The sequence below is a fragment of the Streptomyces sp. NPDC026417 genome, assembly GCF_055567695.1.
In genome coordinates, this window is record NZ_JBVHPY010000018.1 from 35,269 (window position 1) to 55,246 (window position 19,978).

The 19,978-nt window shown below is 73.2% G+C and carries 22 protein-coding genes; 5 read left to right on the plus strand and 17 right to left on the minus strand.

Annotation, left to right across the window (positions count from 1 at the left end):
* Positions 1-2: 2 nt before the first annotated feature.
* Positions 3-899, minus strand: a complete 897-nt coding sequence (locus ACZ4NT_RS26200; protein ID WP_121405539.1) for a LysR family transcriptional regulator — start codon at positions 897-899, stop codon at positions 3-5.
* A gap of 81 nt (positions 900-980) precedes the next feature.
* On the opposite strand from ACZ4NT_RS26200, the gene ACZ4NT_RS26205 reads away from it, so the two are divergent.
* The 3 genes from ACZ4NT_RS26205 to ACZ4NT_RS26215 all read left to right on the plus strand — a co-directional run bounded on the left by ACZ4NT_RS26205 (position 981) and on the right by ACZ4NT_RS26215 (position 3,438).
* Positions 981-1,649: an MOSC domain-containing protein gene (locus ACZ4NT_RS26205; protein ID WP_121405538.1), complete on the plus strand. Its 669-nt coding sequence runs from the start codon at positions 981-983 to the stop codon at positions 1,647-1,649.
* Positions 1,650-1,861: 212 nt separating this feature from the next.
* On the plus strand, positions 1,862-2,635 hold the full coding sequence (locus tag ACZ4NT_RS26210; RefSeq protein ID WP_467727938.1) for an SDR family NAD(P)-dependent oxidoreductase: 774 nt from the start codon (positions 1,862-1,864) through the stop codon (positions 2,633-2,635).
* Between the two features lie 95 nt (positions 2,636-2,730).
* A complete protein-coding gene (locus ACZ4NT_RS26215) occupies positions 2,731-3,438 on the plus strand; it encodes an ester cyclase (protein WP_121405536.1) in 708 nt (235 codons plus the stop codon).
* A 134-nt stretch (positions 3,439-3,572) separates the two neighbouring features.
* Here ACZ4NT_RS26215 and groL read toward each other — a convergent pair whose 3' ends face one another.
* The 4 genes from groL to ACZ4NT_RS26235 all read right to left on the minus strand — a co-directional run bounded on the left by groL (position 3,573) and on the right by ACZ4NT_RS26235 (position 7,660).
* On the minus strand, positions 3,573-5,201 hold the full coding sequence (gene groL, locus ACZ4NT_RS26220) for a chaperonin GroEL (RefSeq protein ID WP_121405535.1): 1,629 nt from the start codon (positions 5,199-5,201) through the stop codon (positions 3,573-3,575).
* A gap of 112 nt (positions 5,202-5,313) precedes the next feature.
* Entirely contained in the window at positions 5,314-5,622 is a 309-nt protein-coding gene (gene groES, locus ACZ4NT_RS26225; RefSeq protein WP_019066754.1) for a co-chaperone GroES, read from the minus strand.
* A 225-nt stretch (positions 5,623-5,847) separates the two neighbouring features.
* Positions 5,848-6,636: a polysaccharide deacetylase family protein gene (locus ACZ4NT_RS26230; RefSeq protein ID WP_121405534.1), complete on the minus strand. Its 789-nt coding sequence runs from the start codon at positions 6,634-6,636 to the stop codon at positions 5,848-5,850.
* Positions 6,637-6,688: 52 nt separating this feature from the next.
* The gene (locus tag ACZ4NT_RS26235; protein WP_121405533.1) at positions 6,689-7,660 is read right to left on the minus strand and encodes a polysaccharide deacetylase family protein; all 972 of its coding nucleotides are present in this window, start codon (positions 7,658-7,660) and stop codon (positions 6,689-6,691) included.
* Positions 7,661-7,769: 109 nt separating this feature from the next.
* On the opposite strand from ACZ4NT_RS26235, the gene ACZ4NT_RS26240 reads away from it, so the two are divergent.
* Positions 7,770-8,930 (plus strand): class I SAM-dependent methyltransferase, encoded by a 1,161-nt coding sequence (locus ACZ4NT_RS26240; protein WP_467728060.1) that lies wholly within the window; start codon positions 7,770-7,772, stop codon positions 8,928-8,930.
* Between the two features lie 28 nt (positions 8,931-8,958).
* Here the strand turns inward: ACZ4NT_RS26240 and ACZ4NT_RS26245 are convergent, their stop codons facing one another.
* From ACZ4NT_RS26245 to tsaB, 8 genes are all read right to left on the minus strand, one after another.
* Positions 8,959-10,284: an RNA polymerase sigma factor gene (locus ACZ4NT_RS26245; RefSeq protein ID WP_467727942.1), complete on the minus strand. Its 1,326-nt coding sequence runs from the start codon at positions 10,282-10,284 to the stop codon at positions 8,959-8,961.
* A 44-nt stretch (positions 10,285-10,328) separates the two neighbouring features.
* A complete protein-coding gene (locus tag ACZ4NT_RS26250; protein ID WP_121405530.1) occupies positions 10,329-10,685 on the minus strand; it encodes a YciI family protein in 357 nt (118 codons plus the stop codon).
* A 158-nt stretch (positions 10,686-10,843) separates the two neighbouring features.
* Positions 10,844-11,917, minus strand: coding sequence for an LCP family protein (locus tag ACZ4NT_RS26255; protein ID WP_467727944.1), 1,074 nt, complete (start codon positions 11,915-11,917; stop codon positions 10,844-10,846).
* A 138-nt stretch (positions 11,918-12,055) separates the two neighbouring features.
* Positions 12,056-13,099: a LacI family DNA-binding transcriptional regulator gene (locus ACZ4NT_RS26260; RefSeq protein ID WP_121405528.1), complete on the minus strand. Its 1,044-nt coding sequence runs from the start codon at positions 13,097-13,099 to the stop codon at positions 12,056-12,058.
* A gap of 114 nt (positions 13,100-13,213) precedes the next feature.
* Entirely contained in the window at positions 13,214-13,477 is a 264-nt protein-coding gene (locus ACZ4NT_RS26265) for a hypothetical protein (RefSeq protein WP_121405527.1), read from the minus strand.
* On the minus strand, positions 13,474-14,586 hold the full coding sequence (tsaD, locus tag ACZ4NT_RS26270; RefSeq protein WP_121405526.1) for a tRNA (adenosine(37)-N6)-threonylcarbamoyltransferase complex transferase subunit TsaD: 1,113 nt from the start codon (positions 14,584-14,586) through the stop codon (positions 13,474-13,476). Before tsaD ends, ACZ4NT_RS26265 begins: the two co-directional genes overlap by 4 nt.
* Positions 14,579-15,085, minus strand: a complete 507-nt coding sequence (gene rimI, locus ACZ4NT_RS26275; RefSeq protein ID WP_121406385.1) for a ribosomal protein S18-alanine N-acetyltransferase — start codon at positions 15,083-15,085, stop codon at positions 14,579-14,581. The genes tsaD and rimI overlap by 8 nt, the downstream gene beginning before the upstream one ends.
* A 17-nt stretch (positions 15,086-15,102) precedes the next feature.
* The gene (tsaB, locus tag ACZ4NT_RS26280; RefSeq protein ID WP_121405525.1) at positions 15,103-15,756 is read right to left on the minus strand and encodes a tRNA (adenosine(37)-N6)-threonylcarbamoyltransferase complex dimerization subunit type 1 TsaB; all 654 of its coding nucleotides are present in this window, start codon (positions 15,754-15,756) and stop codon (positions 15,103-15,105) included.
* A gap of 122 nt (positions 15,757-15,878) precedes the next feature.
* Between tsaB and ACZ4NT_RS26285 the strand changes: the two genes are divergently transcribed.
* Positions 15,879-16,433, plus strand: coding sequence for a hypothetical protein (locus ACZ4NT_RS26285; protein WP_121405524.1), 555 nt, complete (start codon positions 15,879-15,881; stop codon positions 16,431-16,433).
* Positions 16,434-16,514: 81 nt separating this feature from the next.
* On the opposite strand, the gene ACZ4NT_RS26290 is transcribed toward ACZ4NT_RS26285, so the two are convergent.
* From ACZ4NT_RS26290 to alr, 4 genes are all read right to left on the minus strand, one after another.
* On the minus strand, positions 16,515-16,682 hold the full coding sequence (locus tag ACZ4NT_RS26290) for a hypothetical protein (protein ID WP_183116979.1): 168 nt from the start codon (positions 16,680-16,682) through the stop codon (positions 16,515-16,517).
* A gap of 157 nt (positions 16,683-16,839) precedes the next feature.
* Positions 16,840-17,373 (minus strand): tRNA (adenosine(37)-N6)-threonylcarbamoyltransferase complex ATPase subunit type 1 TsaE, encoded by a 534-nt coding sequence (gene tsaE, locus ACZ4NT_RS26295; protein WP_121405523.1) that lies wholly within the window; start codon positions 17,371-17,373, stop codon positions 16,840-16,842.
* Entirely contained in the window at positions 17,339-18,586 is a 1,248-nt protein-coding gene (locus ACZ4NT_RS26300; RefSeq protein WP_467727947.1) for an alpha/beta fold hydrolase, read from the minus strand. The genes tsaE and ACZ4NT_RS26300 overlap by 35 nt, the downstream gene beginning before the upstream one ends.
* Before the next feature lie 229 nt (positions 18,587-18,815).
* On the minus strand, positions 18,816-19,967 hold the full coding sequence (gene alr / locus ACZ4NT_RS26305; RefSeq protein ID WP_467727948.1) for an alanine racemase: 1,152 nt from the start codon (positions 19,965-19,967) through the stop codon (positions 18,816-18,818).
* Positions 19,968-19,978: the final 11 nt, after the last annotated feature.

The window sequence follows — 19,978 nt, forward strand, 5'->3', positions numbered from 1 at the left end:
CGTCAGCGGGCCGCGGCCCGGGCCAGCCGGTCGAGGGTCGCCGCCACCGCGGGCACCTGGGCGAGGTCCGGCAGCGTGAGTGCGACGATCTCCCGCCGCACCGGAGGTTCCACCGCGACCGTGCGCACTCCCTTGGGGCGCACGGACTCCACGGCCAGTTCGGGAAGGACCGCGACGCCGAGTCCCGCACCGACGAGGCCGACCACCGCCGGGTAGTCGTCGGTGGCGAAGTCGATACGGGGCACGAAGCCGGCACCCTCGCAGACCTCGACCAGCTGGCCCCGGCAGCGCGGGCAGCCCGCGATCCACGGCTCCCCGGCGAGTTCAGCTATGGCGACCGACTCCGCCGTCCCCAGTCGGTGCCCTTCGGGAACGAGCCCGACCAGCCGGTCCACCAGCAGCGGCCGCACCACCAGGTCGTGCCACTCCTCGGCGCCCGCCGCCCCCTCGTAGCGGAAGGCGAGCGCGATGTCGCAGTCGCCCTCGCGCAGCATCTCCACCGAGCGCGGGGGTTCGGCCTCCTCCAGGGAGACTCGGGTGCCGGGATGGTCGGCGCGCAGTGCGGCGAGCGCCGTGGGCACCAGGGTGGAGCTGCCGCTGGGAAAGGAGACGAGCCGGACGCGGCCCGCGCGCAGCCCGGCGATGGCCGCGACCTCCTCCTCGGCCGCCGTCAGCCCCGCGAGGATGCCCGTCGCGTGGCGCACCAGGGCCTCGCCGGCCTGGGTCAGGCGCATCTCGCGGCCGGTGCGGATCAGCAGCGGCGTACCGACCGAGGACTCCAGGGCCTTCATCTGCTGGCTCACGGCGGGCTGGGTGCAGCCCAGCTCGCGCCCCGCCGCCGAGAACGAGCCGGTGGTGGCGACGGCGCGCAGGACACGGAGATGACGGGCCTCGATCACCCTTCGAGCATAAGCGAATCTTGGATGCGCGGAGGAATACTGCGTCGACGCTTTGCCTCCTCGTCGCCTACCGTGCGCGTCATGAAGCTTCTGTCGCTGAACATCGGCCGCGCGCAGGCGGTCGCCTACACGGACCAGCCGGAGGGCCTGACCGGCATCGACAAGCGGCCGGTGGACGGGCCCGTCCACGTCGCCGCCCCGGGGCCCAAGGGAGTCGGCGGGGGCGGGCTCGCCGGCGACGCCGTCTGCGAGAAGCGCCATCACGGCGGGGACGACCAGGCGGTGTACGCGTTCGCGCGCGAGGACCTGGACGAGTGGGAGCGGGAGCTCGGCCGCCCGCTGGCCAACGGCGCGTTCGGCGAGAACCTGACCACCTCGGGACTCGACGTGTCCGGCGCCCGCATAGGCGAACGGTGGGCCGTGGGGCCGGAGCTCGTCCTGGAGGTCACCAGCGGGCGCATCCCCTGCCGCACCTTCCAGGGCCATCTCGGCGAGAAGGGCTGGGTGAAGCGGTTCACCCGGCGCGGCGCGCCGGGCGCGTACCTGCGGGTGATCCGGCCGGGCGGGATCAGCGCGGGCGACCCGATCCGGATCCTGCACCGCCCGGACCACGACGTGACCGTGGCCCTGCAGTTCCGGGCCGCCACCACCGAACGGACCCTGTTGCCGCGGCTGCTCGCCGCGGGGGACGCGCTGCATCCGGAGGTGCGGGACGCGGCACGCGTGTACGTGGACAAATACGGCGGCTAGTGGAGGCCGTTCGGATCCCCTCGGACCGGGCCGCGGCGCCTGGTGCGGAGCATGACCCGCGTACCGGGTGTACGCGGGTGATGCGGCAACGCGGCGAGGTGCCGTGCCAGGCGTCGCGGACCCGAGGGGATCCGAACGACACCCCCGGGCGGGGCTGCGCCACCCGGCGGTGGGGGCGGGGGCGTCCGGGGCCCGGTCACTAACCTTGGCCCATGACAACGGCTTTGATTACGGGATCGACCGCGGGCATCGGCGCCGCCTTCGCGCGGCGGCTGGCCGCCGACGGCCACAACCTCGTCCTGGTGGCGCGTGACACCAAGCGGCTGCGCGAGCAGGCGACCGAGCTGCACGACCGGCACGGCATCGAGGCGGAGGTGCTGACGGCGGACCTGGCCTCGGACGACGGCATCGAGGCGGTGGCCGCGCGCCTGTCCGACCGCAGGAACCCGGTGGACCTGCTGGTCAACAACGCCGGCTTCGGCAACAGGGGCCGCTACCTCGACGTCTCGATGGCGGACGAGCTGAAGATGCTCAAGGTGCACTGCGAGGCGGTGCTGCGGCTCACCTCGGCGGCGGCCGAGGCCATGCGGGAGCGGGGCCGGGGCGGTGTCGTCAACGTCGCCTCGGTCGCCGCCTTCGTGCCGCGCGGCACCTACGGGGCCTCCAAGGCGTGGGTCGTGCAGTTCACGCAGGGCGCGGCGAAGGACCTGGCCGGCAGCGGCGTACGGCTGATGGCCCTGTGCCCCGGCTTCGTGCGCACCGAGTTCCACGAGCGGGCCGGGATGGGTACGGACAACATCCCGAAGTGGATGTGGCTGGACGCGGACAAGCTGGTCGCGTCGGCGCTGGCGGACCTGGCGCGGGGAAAGACGCTGTCGATCCCGGATCCGCGTTACAAGGCGCTGATGGGCGTGGTGAAGGTGACGCCGCGGGCGCTGCTGGGCGGCGTCACGTCCCGGACCGGGCGCAAGTACGGTCCCCAGTAGGGGCGTCGGGCGGGCCGCGGCAGGAGTGGGTGGTGCCGTCCCTCCGGTGGGACGATGAAGAGGTACACCGGACCCAGGGGGCCGGAGGCGGCGCCATGACATTCGTACAGCTCATCGACTGCAGGACCAGCCGGTTCGACGAGATGAACCGGCTGATGGACTCGTGGGTGGAGAAGACCCGGGGCAGACGGACCGCGACGCACAACGTCCTCGGCAAGGACCGGTCCGACGGGGACCACTACGTGGAGATCGTGGAGTTCCCCTCGTACGAGGAGGCGATGCGGAACTCGAAGCTGCCGGAGACCGACGCGATCTTCGCCGAGATGGTGGCGCTCTGCGAGGGGACGCCGACGTTCACCGATCTGGACGTGGTCCGGGAGGACCAGCTCCACGCGGCGAACATCCGCAGGTTCTTCGAGACGGTGGCCGCCGAGGGCGAGTTGTCGCCGCTGAACGACCTGGTCGCGGAGCACTACCACGACCACGACCCCGGCAACCCGCAGGACACCCTCGGGCTCGACGGGATGCGGCGGGACATCAGGATGTGGCGCGGGGGGTTCGACTTCGCGTTCACGATCGACGACCAGATCACCGAGGGCGACCGTGTCTGCACGCGGTGGACGTGGAACGGCACGCACACGGGCGACTTCATGGGGATCCCGGCCACCGGCAGGCAGATGTCGATGACCGGGACGACCGTCTTCCGCTGCCAGGAGGACGGCAAGATCGCCGAGGGCTGGTGGCAGTACGACCGGCTGGGACTCATGACCCAGCTCGGCGCCCTCGACGCGTTGGAGAACTGATCCCCGGAGCAGTCTTCGGGGACCGGCCGGAACGGACGAAGCCTCCCTCGCCCCGGACGGGGCGAGGGAGGCTTCGTCGAGGCGCGGGCCGCCTCCCCCGAGGGGGAGACGGCCCGCGTCAGGTGCTGCCGACCTCAGTGGGAGTGGCCGTGGCCGTGGCCGTGACCCGCCTCGGCCTCGTCCTCGGCCGGCTTCTCGACGACCAGGGTCTCGGTCGTGAGGAGCAGGGAGGCGATGGACGCGGCGTTCTCCAGGGCGGAGCGGGTGACCTTGACCGGGTCGATGACACCGGCCTTGACCAGGTCGCCGTACTCGCCGGTCGCGGCGTTGAAGCCCTGGCCCTTGTCGAGCTCGGCGACCTTGGAGGTGATGACGTAACCCTCCAGGCCGGCGTTCTCGGCGATCCAGCGCAGCGGCTCGACGGCGGCGCGGCGGACGACCGCGACACCCGTGGCCTCGTCGCCGGTCTTGCCGAGGTTGCCCTCCAGGACCTTCACGGCGTGGACGAGCGCGGAGCCACCACCGGAGACGATGCCCTCCTCGACCGCGGCGCGGGTCGCGGAGATGGCGTCCTCCAGACGGTGCTTCTTCTCCTTCAGCTCCACCTCGGTGGCGGCGCCGACCTTGATCACGCACACGCCGCCGGCCAGCTTCGCAAGGCGCTCCTGGAGCTTCTCGCGGTCCCAGTCGGAGTCCGTGGCCTCGATCTCGGCCTTGATCTGGTTGACGCGGCCGACGACGTCCTCGGAGTTGCCGCCACCGTCGACGATCGTCGTGTCGTCCTTGGTGACCGTCACGCGGCGGGCGGTGCCCAGCACGTCCAGGCCGACCTGGTCGAGCTTGAGGCCGACCTCCTCGGCGATGACGGTGGCACCGGTGAGGGTGGCCATGTCGCCGAGCATCGCCTTGCGGCGGTCGCCGAAGCCGGGGGCCTTGACCGCGACGGCGTTGAACGTGCCGCGGATCTTGTTCACGACCAGGGTCGACAGGGCCTCGCCCTCGACGTCCTCGGCGATGATCAGCAGCGGCTTGGAGGAGTTGGTCTGGATGACCTTCTCCAGCAGCGGCAGCAGGTCCTGGATCGAGGAGATCTTGCCCTGGTGGATGAGGATGTAGGGGTCCTCGAGGACGGCCTCCATGCGCTCCTGGTCCGTCACGAAGTACGGCGACAGGTAGCCCTTGTCGAAGGCCATGCCCTCGGTGAAGTCCAGCTCCAGACCGAAGGTGTTGGACTCCTCGACGGTGATGACACCGTCCTTGCCGACCTTGTCCATCGCCTCGGCGATGAGCTCGCCGACCTGGCTGTCCTGGGCGGACAGACCGGCGACGGCCGCGATGTCGGACTTCTCGTCGATCGGGCGGGCGGTCGCGAGGAGCTCCTCGGACACGGCCTTGACGGCGGCGTCGATGCCCTTCTTGAGCAGGGCGGGGGACGCGCCGGCGGCGACGTTCTTCAGGCCCTCGCGCACCAGCGCCTGGGCCAGCACGGTGGCGGTGGTCGTACCGTCACCCGCGATGTCGTTGGTCTTGGTCGCCACCTCCTTCACCAGCTGGGCACCGAGGTTCTCGTACGGGTCCTCGACCTCGACCTCACGGGCGATGGTCACGCCGTCGTTGGTGATGGTGGGGGCGCCGAACTTCTTGTCGATGACGACGTTGCGGCCCTTGGGGCCGATCGTCACCTTCACCGTGTCGGCAAGCTTGTTGACGCCGCGCTCAAGGGCGCGACGGGCGTCCTCGTCGAACTTCAGGATCTTCGCCATGGAGCGATTCAGCCCTCTCGGAAAACTTGGGAGAAACGAACGGCGCCCCCAGCGCCCGGCTTATTAAGGTCGCGGGGGCCAGGGGCGCAGCTCACTGCAAAACCGGGATGAACTACTTCTCGATGATCGCGAGCACGTCGCGAGCCGAGAGGACGAGGTACTCCTCGCCGCTGTACTTCACCTCGGTGCCGCCGTACTTGCTGTACAGCACGATGTCGCCGGTCTTCACGTCGAGCGGCAGGCGCTCGCCGTTCTCGAAGCGACCCGGGCCCACGGCCAGGACGACGCCCTCCTGGGGCTTCTCCTTGGCGGTGTCCGGGATGACCAGGCCAGAGGCGGTGGTCTGCTCGGCGTCGAGCGGCTGGACCACAATGCGGTCCTCGAGCGGCTTGATGGCAACCTTGGAGCTGGTGGTCGTCACGATCCGACCTCCCCCTTCGGAGATCTCACGGGGTTAACTGTCTGAGGTGGCGACCAGGTGGATCCGTCGTCGCGGGTGCCGGACCTGCCCGTCGCTATTGGCACTCTCCAGGGGGGAGTGCCAGACCAGAGACTATGACCGCGATTAGCACTCGGTCAAGCGGAGTGCCAATAGAGGACGGGCGCGCCGCGGAATCGCCGGCCCCCGCGGGCACCCCGGGCTCCCCTACAGGTAGTCCTCCAGGCGGGCCGGGGTGAGCCCCTCGGCCTGGATGCGCCGCAGCAGCCGCGTGGTCGCCGCGGTGAGATCGGGCCCGTCGGTGCCGGTCAGGATGTCTCCGGGACGCAGGGGGCCCGGGCCGGGCTCCCGGCCCAGGACGAGGGCGGAGACCCCGCAGTCCGCGGCGGCGCGCAGCGTGGTGGCGTCGTAGGTGCCGTACGGCGGGCGCAGCAGCCGGGGCCGGACGCCGAAGCGTTCGCGGAGCTTGTCGCGCTGGCCGCAGATCTCGGCGCGCTGGCCGGCGTACGGCAGCCCGCGCAGGGAGGCGTGGTCGAGCGTGTGGTTCTGCACGCTCACACCGACCGCCCGGAGCCGCGCGAAGTCCCCGTACCCCGGCCCGACGACGTGGTCGGTGAGGAACATGCTGACCGGCAGCCGCAGTTCCCGGACCAGGTCGGCGAACCGCGGGTCCCGTTCGGCGCTGTCGTCGTAGGTCAGGAAGACCACCCGGTCGCGGGTGGCGACGCGGTCGAGGACCGGGGGCGGACCCGGGCGGGCGGCGCGCGCGGGGAGCCGCCGGCCGGGGGGCCCGGGGGCGGGGGCGAGCGGCGCGGCCAGTCCCCAGCGGCGGTACGCCTCCGCGGGCGGGCCCGGCTGCCCGTGCGGGCGCACCCGCTGAGCCGCCTTCTTGCCCAGCCGCTCGATGGGGTCGACGGACTGGGCGCAGCCGGTGGTCCCGGCGAGCAGCGCGGCGGCGAACAGCCCCGCGAGCAGGGTGCGTACGCGCCCGGTCACCGGCGGCGCTCCGGTCGCAGGGGCCCGCGCACGGCTGCCCGGTTCGCACCCCTCACAGGTAGTCCTCCAGCCGGGCCACGGCGTATCCCTCGCGCGTGACCTTTCCGAGGAAGCGGCGGACCATGTCGGTCATGGTGCCCTTCCAGTCCTCGCGGCCCCGGAAGTGCGTGAGCACGATGTCGCCGCGGTGCAGCGACCGGTCCCACTCGCGGTAGTCCCAGTGGTCGGCGAAGACCTCCTCGTTCCACAGCGGGGCGGCCTTGATGCCGCAGGACGCGGCGGCCCGCAGGGTGTCCTCGTTGTAGTTGCCGTAGGGCGGCCTGAAGAGCGTCGGGCGCTGGCCGAACTGCTTCCTCATCTCGTCCTGCATGCCGCAGATCTCCCGCTTCTGCTGCGCGTACGAGAGGTTCGGCAGATAGCGGTGGTGGAGCGTGTGGTTGTGCACGCCGACGCCCGCGGCCTGCATCCTCCGGAAGTAGCCGTAGTCCTCCTTCGCCAGATAGTGGCTGAGGAAGGCGGTGTACGGGATCTTCAGGTCGCTCATCATCCGCAGGAACGCCGGGTCCTTCTCGGCGCCGTCGTCGATGGTGAGGAAGACGACCTTGTCCTTGGTGGGGACGGTCGTGAAGACCGGCGGCAGTCCGTCCTGGCCGTCGACCTCGAAGCCCTTGCGGGTCCTGATCACCGGTTTTCTCGCCGGGGCCGGCGGCGCGGTCAGCGGGGTCTCGGCCAGGCCCCACCGCCTGGCCGCGGCGGCCCGCGCGGCGTGCGCGGCGCGCAGCTTGGAGGCGTACGCGTCCAGCGCCCGGGCGGGCGGCGCGTTCAGCGGCTGCTGCCCGAGGGCCGGCCGCACCCCGGAGCCGGTGTCCGCGCAGCCCGCGGCGAGTGCGGCGGCGGCGAGCGCGACGAGGCCGCCCCGGACCCCGCGCAGCGCCGCTCTCCCGGGCGCCGTCCCGCGGGGCACCGCACCACAAAACAGCGTCCGCTTCGAGCGCTTTCCGTCATTTTGTCGTACTGGTCGCATGCTGCCGGATCCTCGCAGGCCGGCACCCCCCGGGCCGGGCCGACACCGCCGCCGGACGCACGCCGTCCACCGACTGGCCCACAATGGGCCGGTGACCGATCTGGACCCGCTGGCCTCCCTCGCCTCCCTCCGCACGCCCGAGGGCCGCGCCCTCCTCGACGAGGTGCGGGACACCGACCCGGCCCAGGAGCTGGCCGTCGCGACCCGGCTGCGCCGCACGCACCCGGCGCCCCTGGTCACGGCGGCGCTGGCCCAGGCGCGGCTGCGGCAACGGGCGGCGGCGAAGTTCGGCGCGGCGGACGCGCAGCGGATGTTCTTCACGCCCAACGGGGTGGAGCAGTCCACCCGGACGAGCGTCGCGGCGTACCGCGCGGAGCGGTTCCGCGCGCTGGGGGTGCGCTCGGTGGCCGATCTGTGCTGCGGGATCGGCGGCGACGCGATCGCGCTGGCCCGCGCCGGGATCCGGGTGCTGGCGGTCGACCGGGACCCGCTGACGGCGGCGGCGGCCCGCGCGAACGCCGAGGCGCTGGGCCTGGCGGAGCTGATCGAGGTGCGCGAGGCCGACGTCACCGAGGTGGCCACCGACGGGTACGACGCCGTCTTCGTGGACCCCGCCCGGCGCGGGGGCCGTGGCCGGATCTTCGACCCCGAGGCGTACTCGCCGCCGCTCTCCTGGGCGACGGCGACGGCCCTGAAGGCACCGCGGGCCGCGCTGAAGATCGCGCCCGGCGTCCCGCACGAGGCGATCCCGGCGGAGGCCGAGGCGGAGTGGATCTCCGACGGCGGGGACGTCAAGGAGGCCGTGCTGTGGTTCGGCACGGAGCCGGGGCTGGTGCGGGCCACCCTGCTGCCGGGCCCGCGCGAGCTGCGGGGCCGGGGGCTGCCCGATCCGCCGGCGCGTCCGCTCGGCCGCTATCTGTACGAGCCCGACGGCGCCGCCATCCGCGCCCATCTCGTGGCGGAGGTGGCCGAGGAACTCGACGGCGGCCTGCTCGACGAGACGATCGCGTACATCACCTCCGACGACCTGCGGCCGACCCCGTACGCCACCGCCTACGAGATCACCGACCGGTTGCCGTTCAACGTCAAGAAGCTGAAGGCGCTGCTGCGGGAGCGGGAGGTCGGCATCCTCACCGTCAAGAAGCGCGGCTCGGCCGTCGAGCCGGAGGAGCTGCGCCGGAAGGTGAAGCCCCAGGGACGGAACGCGGCGACGGTGTTCCTCACCCGGGTCGCCGGCGCGCCGACGATGCTGGTCGGGCGTCCGGCGTAGACCCGGACCGGCCGCACGGGCCGGGGCGTCAGCCGCACTCCGCGGCGCGGGCCAGGAGCAGTGCGCGTTCGCGTTCGTTGCGGGCCAGGGACGCGGCCCGCTCGAACTCCGCGCGGGCCTCCGCGGCACGGCCGAGCCGGGCGAGCAGGTCCCCGCGGACACTGGGCAGCAAGTGGTAGTCGCGCAGGGCCGGTTCGGCGGCGAGGGCGTCCACCAGGGCGAGGGCGGGCGCGGGTCCGTCGGCCATGGAGACGGCCACCGCGCGGTTCAACTCCACCACGGGGGACGGGGACCGGACGGCCAGGAGGCCGTACAGGGCCGCGATCCGCCCCCAGTCCGTGTCCTCGTACGCGTACGCCTGGGCGTGGCAGGCGGCGATGGCGGCCTGGAGGGCGTACGGCCCGGGTCCGCCGGAGGAGACGGCGTCGGCGCGGGCGAGGGCGGCGAATCCGCGCCGGACGAGCATCCGGTTCCAGCGGCGGCGGTTCTGGTCCCGGAGCAGCACCGGTTCGCCGGAGGGGCCGGTGCGGGCGGCCGACCTGGACTCCTGCAGCTCCAGCAGCGCGGCCAGCGCGTGCACTTCGGGCTCCTTGGGCATCAGCCCGGCCAGGACGCGGGCCAGACGCAGGGCGTCCTCGCACAGGGCGGGGCGCAGCCAGTCGTCGCCCGCCGTGGCGGCGTATCCCTCGTTGAAGATCAGGTAGATGACTTCGAGGACCGAGCCGAGCCGGGCCTCGCGCTCCGGACCGGCGGGCACCTCGAAGGCCACGTTCTTCGCGGCCAGGGTCCGTTTGGCGCGCACGATGCGCTGGGCGACGGTCGCCTCGGGGACGAGGAAGGCGCGGGCGATCTCGGGGGTGGTCAGGCCGCCGACCAGCCGGAGCGTGAGCGCGATGCGGGCCTCCGCGGACAGGACCGGGTGGCAGGCGGTGAAGACGAGCCGGAGCAGGTCGTCGTCGATGTCGTCGGGGTCGGCGGGTGCGTCGAGGTGGTGCGGGGCGGTCTCCAGGTCCCGCCCGACCTCCGCCAGCTTGCGCGCGTAGCGCTCCCGGCGGCGTACGAGGTCGATGGCGCGGTGCCGGGCCGTGGTCGTGAGCCAGGCACCCGGGTTGTCCGGGACGCCGTCGCGGGGCCACTGCTCCAGGGCTGCGACCAGGGCGTCCTGCGCGAGCTCCTCGGCGATCCCGAGGTCCCGCACGATCCGGGCGACCGCGGCGATGATGCGGGCGGACTCCATCCGGAAGATCGTCTCGACCGCCTCGACGGCGGCCTCGGCGGCGCCCGCGACGGGCGGCGGCTCGGCGGCACCGGCTGCCGCGGGGGCGGACGGTGTGGCGGTGGGCTGCTCGGTCACAGCCCACCTTGACACATCCGCCCCGCAGCGGTCCGGCCGTCGGCTCAGCCCTCCGCGATCTCCCGCACCTCGGAGGTGACCGTCCAGTGCTCCTCGTGGATCTTCAGGAAGCGCTTGGTCCACTCGATCGCCTCGGCCTTGTCCTTGGCCTGGATCAGCGCGTAACCGCCGACGACCTCCTTGGTCTCGGTGAACGGGCCGTCCGTGACGGAGATCTGCCCGTTCTCCCAGCGGACGCGGGTGCCCTGCGCGGTCGGGGTGAGCCCGGCCGTGTCCAGCAGGACCCCGGCCTTGGTCATCTCCTCGATCAGCTCGCCCATCCGCTGCATCAGCTCGGCGCTCGGGCCCTCGGCGGGGGCGTTGTTCTCGTCGATGCGGACCATCGTCAGGTAGCGGGGCATGGTGGCTCCTTCGGTGCGGCGGCCGGCCGCGGCAGGCCGTCCGGGGCGGGGTCTCTCCCCGCTCTCACCATGGCGTCGAACGGCCGGCGCCGGAATCGACACGCGCTCCGGAAACCTCCGGGATTTTTTTCCGGCGCGGTCCCCGGGCCCGCGGCGGGTCACTTCAGCGAGGCCCACAGCTCGGTCGCCTCCGGCTCGTCGGCCACCACCCGGTTGGGGTCCGACGGCGCCGGCAGCACGGGCATCGTCACCGTCCGGACCGCGTCGGACGACAGACCGGCCAGGCTCCGCCCGAGCTCGGTCAGCTCGCCGAGCGAGTCGAGCCCGGTGTCCGTGGTCAGGCTTCCGGTCACGGCGTCCGCGGCCTCGTAGAGCCGGGCCGGGTCGGTGAGCAGGTCGGTCGAGGCGACCTGCGCCAGGAGCGCCCTCACCAGCGTCTGCTGGAGGCCTATGCGGCCGAGGTCGCTGCCGTCGCCCATGCCGTGGCGGGTGCGGGCCAGCGCCAGCGCCCGCGTGCCGTCCAGGTGGTGGGTCCCGGCGGCCAGATGCAGCCGGCTCAGGTCGTCGTCGATGTCCTCGTCGGTCGTGACGGTGACGCCGCCGAGCGCGTCCACCAGGTCGGCGAAGCCCGAGAAGTCGATCTCGACGTAGTGGTCCATGCGCACGTCCGTCAGGGACTCCGCGGTCTTCACCGCGCAGACGGGGCCGCCCACCGCGTACGCGCTGTTGAACATCGCACCGTACGCAGCCGGCGTCGAGCCGCCCGACTCCCGCGGGCACGGGGGCCGCGTCACCAGGGTGTCGCGCGGGATGCTCACCACCGTCGCCTGGGTCCGGCCCTCGTCGAGGTGCACGATCATGGCCGTGTCGGAGCGCGCCCCGCCGCTGTCACCGCCGCCGAGCGCGGCGTTCCTGCTGCCGCTGCGCGAGTCGGAGCCGAGCACCAGGATGTTCAGCGATCCGCTCGGCGGCGGGGTCGCCGAGGGCGACGAGGACGCCGCCCCCGAGGGGGTGGGCCCCGCCTTGGCCGGGCGGTCGTCACCGAGCGCGCTGTCGATGTCGACGCTCTCGATGTTCCGGTTCAGATGCCGGTAGGCCCAGCCCGCCCCGGCGGCGGAGAGCACCACAACACCCGCGAGCGCGAAACCGCCGGCCTTGAGCAGAACCCGGCCGCGCCCGGTGTGTCTCGCGGCCCCCGCCCGGTCCTTCCCGGACCCGTCTTCTCCCGTCACGCGGAGGAACGTAAGTCCGAATTATTACGAGCAGGAACCCCATCACGGCTTTCCTTCGGAAATTCTCAGACTCCTCAGGCCCGGCTCAGGCCCGGCCCACGCCTTCGGCAGACCCGGCTCAGGCCGGGGCAGGCCGAATCAGCGGTCCCCGCCGCCGCTCGGCGGTGCTCCCGTGCTGCTGCGCACCACCAGGCTCGTGGCCAGCTCCACCCGCGTCGCCGCCGACGACTCCTCCTCCCGGCCCAGCTCCAGCACCAGCTTCGCCGCCGCCTCCGCCATCTCCATCAGCGGCTGGCGCACCGTGGTCAGCGGCGGACCGACCCAGCGCGCCACCGGCAGGTCGTCGAAGCCGACGACGCTCAGATCCTCCGGGACCCGCAGTCCCAGCTCGCGGGCCGCCTCGTACAGGCCGAGGGCCTGGAGGTCGTTGCCCGCGAAGACGGCCGTCGGGCGGTCCGGCGAACGCAGCAGTTCGAGCCCGGCCCGGTACCCGGTCTCGTGGTGGAAGTCCCCGGCCCGGATCAGCGCCGGGTCGACGGGCAGCCCCGCCGTCTCCAGCGCGGCGCGGTAGCCGTCGACCCTCGCCCGGCTGCACATCATCCGCGAGGGCCCGCTGATCGCGCCGATCCGCGTGTGCCCGAGCTCGACGAGATGGCGGGTGGCCGCCAGCCCGCCCTGCCAGTTGGTGGCGCCGATGGACGGCACGTCGGCACCCGGGTCGCCCGCCGGGTCCATCACCACGAACGGGATGGAGCGGCTCGTCAGCAGCGCCCGCTGGGACTCGTCGAGGCCGGACAGGACCAGGATCACGCCGTGCGGCCGACGGGCGGCCACCTGGTCGGCCCAGGTGCGGCCGGGAGTCAGCCGGCCCGCGCTCTCCGAGAGGACCACGCTGAGGCCCGCGTCCCGCGCGACGTTCTCGACGCCCCGGATGACCTCCATGGCCCAGGCACTCTCCAGCTCGTGGAAGACCAGGTCGATCAGGGGCGAGCGGCCCGCCTCCGCCCGGCGGCGCCGGTAGCCGTAGGCGCGCAGGAGTTCCTCGACGCGGGTCCGGGTCGCCGGGGCGACGTCGGCCCGGCCGTTGAGCACCTTCGAAACAGTCGGAGCCGACACACCGGCCTCGCGGGCGATCTCGGCGAGCGTCGCGGTCTGCGCTTCAGGGCTCTTCGCGGGCTTCATGGCCGCGATCGTATCCCCGGGCCACCCGTCGGCGGAGCCCCTTCACGACCTCACGTTCCCGTAACATTCGGCCGCCTCTCCGAAACATTCGACGGACTCGGTCACGGGAGGCTGCTACCGAGGCTCCCCGGAGACCGACTCGAACCGCCACCGGTGCACGGGTCGCGCCACCAACTCCGCGTCCGGTTCGGGGAGTTCGGGAAGCTCGGCATCGTACGCCGCGTCCCACCACGTGATCACCAGCACCCGGTCCTGCGGTGCCCGCAGGACCTCCTGCCGCAGCGGAGGGTCCGCCGGCTCCTGCGCCCGCACCCAGGCGAGCAGGTCGTCCCCGCGCCCGGCGACGGCGCGGGCCTCCCACATCAGCGCCACGGTCACGAGTACAGGTTGTCCTTACCGGTCTCGTGCATGTGGTCGTGGTCGTGCGCGTGGGAGCGGCCCGGCACGTGCGGGTCGGTCACCGGCAGCGAGGAGTCCGCCGACAGGTCCCAGTCGGAGGCCGCCCGGTTGCGGGCGACCATCTCCGCGCCCAGCGCGGCCACCATCGCGCCGTTGTCCGTGCACAGCTTGGGGCGCGGCACCCGCAGCCGGATCCCGGCGGCCTCGCAGCGCTCCTGCGCCAGCACCCGCAGCCGCGAGTTGGCGGCCACCCCGCCGCCGATCATCAGATGGTCGACACCCTCGTCCTTGCAGGCGCGTACCGCCTTGCGCGTGAGCACGTCCACCACCGCCTCCTGGAAGGACGCGGCCACGTCGCGCACCGGCACCTCCTCCCCCGCCGCCCGCTTGGCCTCGATCCAGCGGGCCACGGCCGTCTTGAGGCCGGAGAAGGAGAAGTCGTACGCCGGGTCGCGCGGGCCGGTGAGACCGCGCGGGAACGCGATCGCCCCCGGGTCGCCCTCCTTGGCGTACCGGTCGATGACCGGGCCGCCCGGGAAGCCCAGGTTCAGCACCCGCGCGATCTTGTCGAAGGCCTCGCCCGCCGCGTCGTCGATCGTCGCGCCCATCGGCCGCACGTCGGAGGTGATGTCCGTGGACAGCAGCAGCGAGGAGTGGCCGCCGGAGACCAGCAGCGCCATCGTCGGCTCGGGCAGCGCGCCGTGCTCCAGCTGGTCCACGCAGATGTGGGACGCCAGGTGGTTGACGCCGTACAGCGGCTTGCCCAGCGCGTACGCGAACGCCTTCGCCGCCGAGACCCCGACGAGCAGCGCACCGGCGAGGCCGGGCCCCGCGGTCACGGCGATCCCGTCGAGGTCCTTCGCCGTCACGCCCGCATCCTTCAGCGCCCGCCGGATGGTCGGCACCATGGCTTCCAGGTGGGCGCGGGAGGCGACCTCCGGCACCACCCCGCCGAAGCGGGCGTGTTCGTCGACGCTGGAGGCGATGGCGTCGGCGAGCAGGGTGGTGCCGCGGACGATGCCGACGCCGGTCTCGTCGCAGGAGGTCTCGATGCCGAGGACGAGGGGTTCGTCGCGCGAGTCAGCCATTGATCTCGGTTCCTTGTGTTCCTTGGACGGGGGTCGGGTCCGCGGCCGGGCCGCCGTCGGACGCCATGTTCAGCCGCATCACCAGGGCGTCGACGTTCCCCGGCTGGTAGTAGCCGCGCCGGAACCCGATCGCCTCGAAGCCGAAGCGCTCGTAGAGCTTCTGCGCCCGGACGTTGTCGACCCGGCACTCGAGCATCACCTCGGCGCACTCGAAGGCGGTCGCGGCCCGCAGCAGGTCGGTCAGCAGCCGTGCGCCGAGGCCGGTGCTCCACTGGTCCCGGGCGACGGCGATGGTCTGCACGTCGCCCAGGTCGCCGGCGGCGGCCAGTCCCGCGTAGCCGACCAGCCGCTCCCCCTCGACCGCGACGACGTAGCGCCGGGTGGCCTCGGGGCCGCGGGCGTGGGCCAGCTCGGACCAGAACATCCCCCGCGACCACGCGTCCTCGGGGAAGAGGTCCTTCTCCAGCTCCAGTACGGGATCGATGTCCCACCAGCGCATCTCGCGCAGTTCCGCGGTCACCTCGGGGTGACCACCTTGTAGTTCTTCGGCACCTGGGCGTCCGGCCGGCGCAGGTACAGCGGCCGGGGCACGGGCAGTTCCTCTCCCGCGGCGAGCCTCTCCGCGGCCAGCGCGGCCAGCGCCGCCGCCGAGACGTGCTCGGGCTCGCGGGCCACCGGGAAGGTGTCGGGGTAGAGCAGCGCGCCGGCGCCGACGGCGGGCAGCCCCGCCACCGTCTCCGCGATCTCGGCGGGCCGGTCGACGGCGGGTTCGGTCACGCGGGTACGGGCATCGTCGTAGCGCGCCCAGTAGACCTCTTTGCGGCGCGCGTCCGTGGCCACGACGAAGGGCTCGTCGAGGCCGGAGGCGTACGCGAGCCCGTCGAGGGTGCACAGGCCGTGCACGGGGACGCCGAGCGCGAGTCCGAAGGTGTCGGCGGTCGTCAGGCCCACCCGCAGCCCCGTGTAGGGCCCCGGGCCGACGCCGACGACGACGCCGGTGACGGAGTCGAGCCCCGTACCCGCCTCGGCGAGGATCCGGTCGACGGCGGGCAGCAGCAGTTCCCCGTGCCGCCGTGCGTCCACCTGGCTCGACGAGGCGACGACGGACGTGCCGTCGTGCAGGGCGACGGTGACGGCGGGGGTGGCGGTATCCAGAGCGAGCAAGAGCACGCAAACAGCCTACGGCGCCCGGGGCCGGGGCACGGCCGCCCCGGTCTGCCGCGCCCCGGCTGCTACCGTCACCACAAAGGACGTACAGGGCAGGTACGTGGTACGAGAGGTGGGCACACAAGGTGGCTAGGAGCAGCTCGGGAATCGTGGCCGGGCTCACCGTGGCGGCCGTCGCCGCAGTCGGATTCCTCGCCTACCAGGCGTCGGCCAACGTGCCGGAGACGCTGGGGAAGCCGCACGCGGCCAAGTCGCCCGCGGCCACCACGTCGAAGGCGCCCAGGGACAAGAAGAACCCGGCGGCGCTGCCGGCCGGGTCCGGCACCGGCGAGCGGGTCGTCTACTCGATCGACGACGACCGCGTCTGGCTGGTCGGCGCGGGCGACAAGGTCCGGCGCACCTTCAAGGTCACCCCCAGCACCGTCGACCCGGTCCCCGCCACGTACACGGTCACGTCCCGGGCGAACGCCGTGACGGGCTCCGACGGCACGCCGATCGAGCACGTCGTCCGCTTCGCCTCCAACGAGGGTGTGGCGATCGGGTTCAGCGCCGCGGTCAGCGGTTCCACCGCCCGGCCGGAGTCGACCGCCAAGACGGGCGGCATCCGCGAGTCCCGTGAGGACGGCGACGCGATGTGGGCGTTCGCGACCATCGGCCAGAAGGTCGTCGTCATCAAGTAACCGCGGTCCGGCGGCCGACCGGTGGCTCAGGCCGCCCGCGTCCCGGCGCCATGCGTCCGCCGATCCCGGTGTACCGAAGGCTCAGGCCGCTTCCCGGCGCCTTGCGTCCGCCGGTTCGGTGCGCTGCGGCGCGGGCGCGCGGGGCGGGGTGGAGACCGCGTCGGCGGCGGCGCCCGCGGCCAGCAGGTCCCGCATGGACACGGCGGCCACCACGCGCGGCTGCGCCTCGTCTCGTTCTGAAGTCGGCATGGACGCCTCCTGGGGCCGCGGGGGCAAGCGTGGTTAGGTACACCTAACTACGAGCTGATGTCCATGTGACCACGGCCGGGACGCGATACGCAACCTGTTGCCGACGTCTTGTCGGAACGTGCGCGGTTTCCCTGCCCGAGAACGCCGCGCCGCCCCGTCACGCCGTGAGCACGCTCAGATCGACGCTCGCCCAGCGCGCGCCGAGCCCGGTCAGCGTCACGTGCCGCACCTCGTCCGTGGTGTCGCCCACCGCGCGGTGGATCACGACGTGCAGACGGTCGTCGGTCAGCTCCTCGACCTTGCCCTCGCCCCACTCCACGACGATCAGCGAGTCGGACAGCGAGACGTCGAGATCGAGGTCCTCCATCTCGTCCAGGCCGCCGCCGAGCCGGTACGCGTCCACGTGCACCAGCGGCGGGCCCTGTCCCAGGGAGGGGTGGACACGGGCGATGACGAAGGTCGGCGAGGTGACCGCGCCCCGGACGCCGAGACCCTCGCCGAGTCCGCGGGTCAGCGTGGTCTTGCCCGCGCCGAGCTCCCCGTTCAGCATGACGAGGTCCCCGGCACGCAGGACCTTGGCCAGTCGGCGGCCCAGGTCCTGCATCTGTTCGGGGGAGGTGACGGTGATCCGGACGCTGACGCCCCCCGCGGCGGGCTCAGCCGGGTCGTGCGGTGCTGCTGGTGCTTCCATAGCCACCCACGGTAGCCCCTGCGGGCACGGCTCCCGCGCGCATGAGGAGGTCCGCGAGGCGGTCTATGACGACCTCCGGGTGCTCCAGCATCACCAGGTGCCCGGCGTCCGGCACGAGCACCAGTTCGGCGTCCGGCAGCAGGTCCGCGATGGCCTCGCTGTGCTCACTCGGCGTCACCAGGTCCCCGACCCCGGCCAGGACGAGCACGGGCAGCCCCGCGAAGAGCGCGAGGGCCTCGGTCTTGTCGTGCTCGGTGAACGCCGGGTAGAACTCGGCGACCACGTCGATGGGGGTGCCCTCGATCATCCGCTCGGCGAACCGCTCGACCGCCGGGTCGACCTCCCGCGAGGCGAACGAGTACCGCTTGATGACGCCCGCGAACAGGTCGGCCGTGGCCCGCCGCCCCTTCTCCACCAGCTCCGCCCGCTGCCCCAGTGCCTTCAGCACACCGGGCAGGACCCGCCGCACGGCGTTGACGCCCGCGACCGGCAGTCCGAAGTTGACCTCGCCGAGCCGCCCCGACGACGTACCGACGAGGGCGACGGCGACGACCCGGTCGCGGATCAGTTCCGGGTACCGGTCGGCCAGGGCCATGACGGTCATGCCGCCCATGGAGTGGCCGACCAGCACGATCGGGCCCTCCGGCGCGGCCGCGTCGATGACGGCCTTCAGGTCGTGGCCGAGCTGGTCGATGGTGACCGGCGCCTCGCCGCCGACCTGCGCCACACCCCGTCCGGACCGCCCGTGGCTGCGCTGGTCCCAGTGCACCGTGCGCACCACACCGCGCAGCGCGGCCCGCTGGAAATGCCAGGAGTCCTGGTTGAGGCAGTAGCCGTGGCTGAAGACGACGGTGACGGGGGCGGGGGCCTTGCGGCCGAACAGCCGGCGCCGGCGCGGGCTGAGCGCGGCGTCCGTCTCGACCTCGTCCACCTCGTAGTACAGCTCGGTGCCGTCGTCCGCGTACGCCTTGCCGGGGGTGCCGCGCAGCGAGCCGTAGGGGCCGGTCGAGTCGAGCGCGAGCCTGGCCTTCCGGCGCATGCCGCGGCCGACCGTCAGCCGCTCGATCGCGACTCCGGCGGCGGCACCCGCGGCGACCACGCCTATCGCGGCGCCGGCGAAACCGGCCCGGCGCCAGTTCCCGGCGGTACCGGCGGCGGAGGCGGCGGCCGCCACGGCGGCTTCCGTGACGGCCTCCGCACTGGTCTCGCTCACGTACCGCTCCTCTTCGCCGGGATGCCGGCTGTCGTCCCGGACCGGGTCCCGGGCCGGGTGGGTGGCTGCTGGCGTCGGCGACGGTACCCGGGGCGGGGCCGTCGGGCGGGCCATGTCCTGTTGTCCTGTGCAGGTCACCGTATGCCGGTTACCCGCGCTGTTGCTTCTTCACCTTGTTCATTTGCCCGTACCGCACGTTCTCTTCCCCGGCGCCGCGACGCGTCCCGCGTCAGGCGCCCTGTTCTTCATCGACGTAGACGCGCGGCACGCGGGTTCCGATCCGCGTGACGATCTCGTACGCGATCGTGCCGGCCGCCTGCGCCCAGTCCTCGGCGGTCGGCTCACCGCGGTCACCGGGGCCGAACAACACCGCCTCGTCACCGGCCGACGGCTCGTCCCCGCCGAGGTCGACGACGAACTGGTCCATCGCGACCCGGCCGGCGACCGTCCGCCATTTGCCGCCGATCAGCACGGGGCCGGTGCCGGAGGCGTGCCGCGGGACGCCGTCCGCGTAGCCCACGGGCACGAGACCGAGGGTCGTCTCGCCCGGGGTGACGTAGTGGTGCCCGTAACTGACCCCGTGACCGCCCGGTACGTGCTTCACCAGCGCCAGGGACGCGCTCAGCGTCATCACCGGACGCAGCCCGAAGTCGGCGGAGGTGCCGATCTCCGGGCTCGGCGAGACGCCGTAGAGCGCGATCCCGGTGCGTACGAGGTCGAAGTGGCTCTCGGGCAGCGTCAGCGTGGCGGGCGAGTTGGCGATGTGCCGGACCTCCGGGCGGGCGCCCTGCTCCTCCGCGTACGCCACCATCTCGCCGAACCGGTCGAGCTGGGCGCCGATCGAGGGGTGGCCCGGCTCGTCGGCGCAGGCGAAGTGGGACCAGAGCCCGGTGACCCGGACGAGCCCCTCCCGCTCGGCCAGCAGCGCCTCCGCCACCAGCTCCGGCCAGTCGGCGGGCTGGCAGCCGTTGCGCCCGAGGCCCGTGTCGGCCTTCAGCTGCACCCGCGCGGTGGTCCCCGCGTCCCGGGCCGCCCCGACGGCCTCCCGCAGTGCCCACATCCCGCTCACCGAGACGTCCAGGCCGGCCTCGACGGCCTGCCGCCACGGGCCGCCGGGTGTCCACAGCCAGCACATGATGCGCCCGCCGAGTCCCGCCGCACGCAGCGCGAGAGCCTCCTCGGGTGTGGCCGTACCCAGCCAGGTGGCCCCCGCCGCCACGGCGGCGCGGGCACACGGCACCGCCCCGTGGCCGTACGCGTCCGACTTCACCACGGCCATCAGGGCCGCGCCGGGCGCATGGGCGCGCAGGGTCCGCACGTTGGCCCGCAGTGCGGCCAGATCGATCTCGGCGCGGGCGCGCAGGTGTGCTGTCTCAGTCATGGCGCCCTCAG

Excerpts from the sequence above, each read along its gene's own strand:
- ACZ4NT_RS26205 (WP_121405538.1), top strand. The coding sequence starts at position 981 with ATGAAGCTTCTGTCGCTGAACATCGGCCGCGCGCAGGCGGTCGCCTAC.
- ACZ4NT_RS26210 (WP_467727938.1), top strand. The coding sequence starts at position 1,862 with ATGACAACGGCTTTGATTACGGGATCGACCGCGGGCATCGGCGCCGCC.
- ACZ4NT_RS26215 (WP_121405536.1), top strand. The coding sequence starts at position 2,731 with ATGACATTCGTACAGCTCATCGACTGCAGGACCAGCCGGTTCGACGAG.
- groL (WP_121405535.1), bottom strand. The coding sequence starts at position 5,201 with ATGGCGAAGATCCTGAAGTTCGACGAGGACGCCCGTCGCGCCCTTGAG.
- ACZ4NT_RS26235 (WP_121405533.1), bottom strand. The coding sequence starts at position 7,660 with ATGCGACCAGTACGACAAAATGACGGAAAGCGCTCGAAGCGGACGCTG.
- ACZ4NT_RS26250 (WP_121405530.1), bottom strand. The coding sequence starts at position 10,685 with ATGCCCCGCTACCTGACGATGGTCCGCATCGACGAGAACAACGCCCCC.
- ACZ4NT_RS26260 (WP_121405528.1), bottom strand. The coding sequence starts at position 13,099 with ATGAAGCCCGCGAAGAGCCCTGAAGCGCAGACCGCGACGCTCGCCGAG.
- tsaD (WP_121405526.1), bottom strand. The coding sequence starts at position 14,586 with ATGGCTGACTCGCGCGACGAACCCCTCGTCCTCGGCATCGAGACCTCC.
- rimI (WP_121406385.1), bottom strand. The coding sequence starts at position 15,085 with ATGCGCTGGTGGGACATCGATCCCGTACTGGAGCTGGAGAAGGACCTC.
- ACZ4NT_RS26290 (WP_183116979.1), bottom strand. The coding sequence starts at position 16,682 with ATGCCGACTTCAGAACGAGACGAGGCGCAGCCGCGCGTGGTGGCCGCC.
- tsaE (WP_121405523.1), bottom strand. The coding sequence starts at position 17,373 with ATGGAAGCACCAGCAGCACCGCACGACCCGGCTGAGCCCGCCGCGGGG.
- alr (WP_467727948.1), bottom strand. The coding sequence starts at position 19,967 with ATGACTGAGACAGCACACCTGCGCGCCCGCGCCGAGATCGATCTGGCC.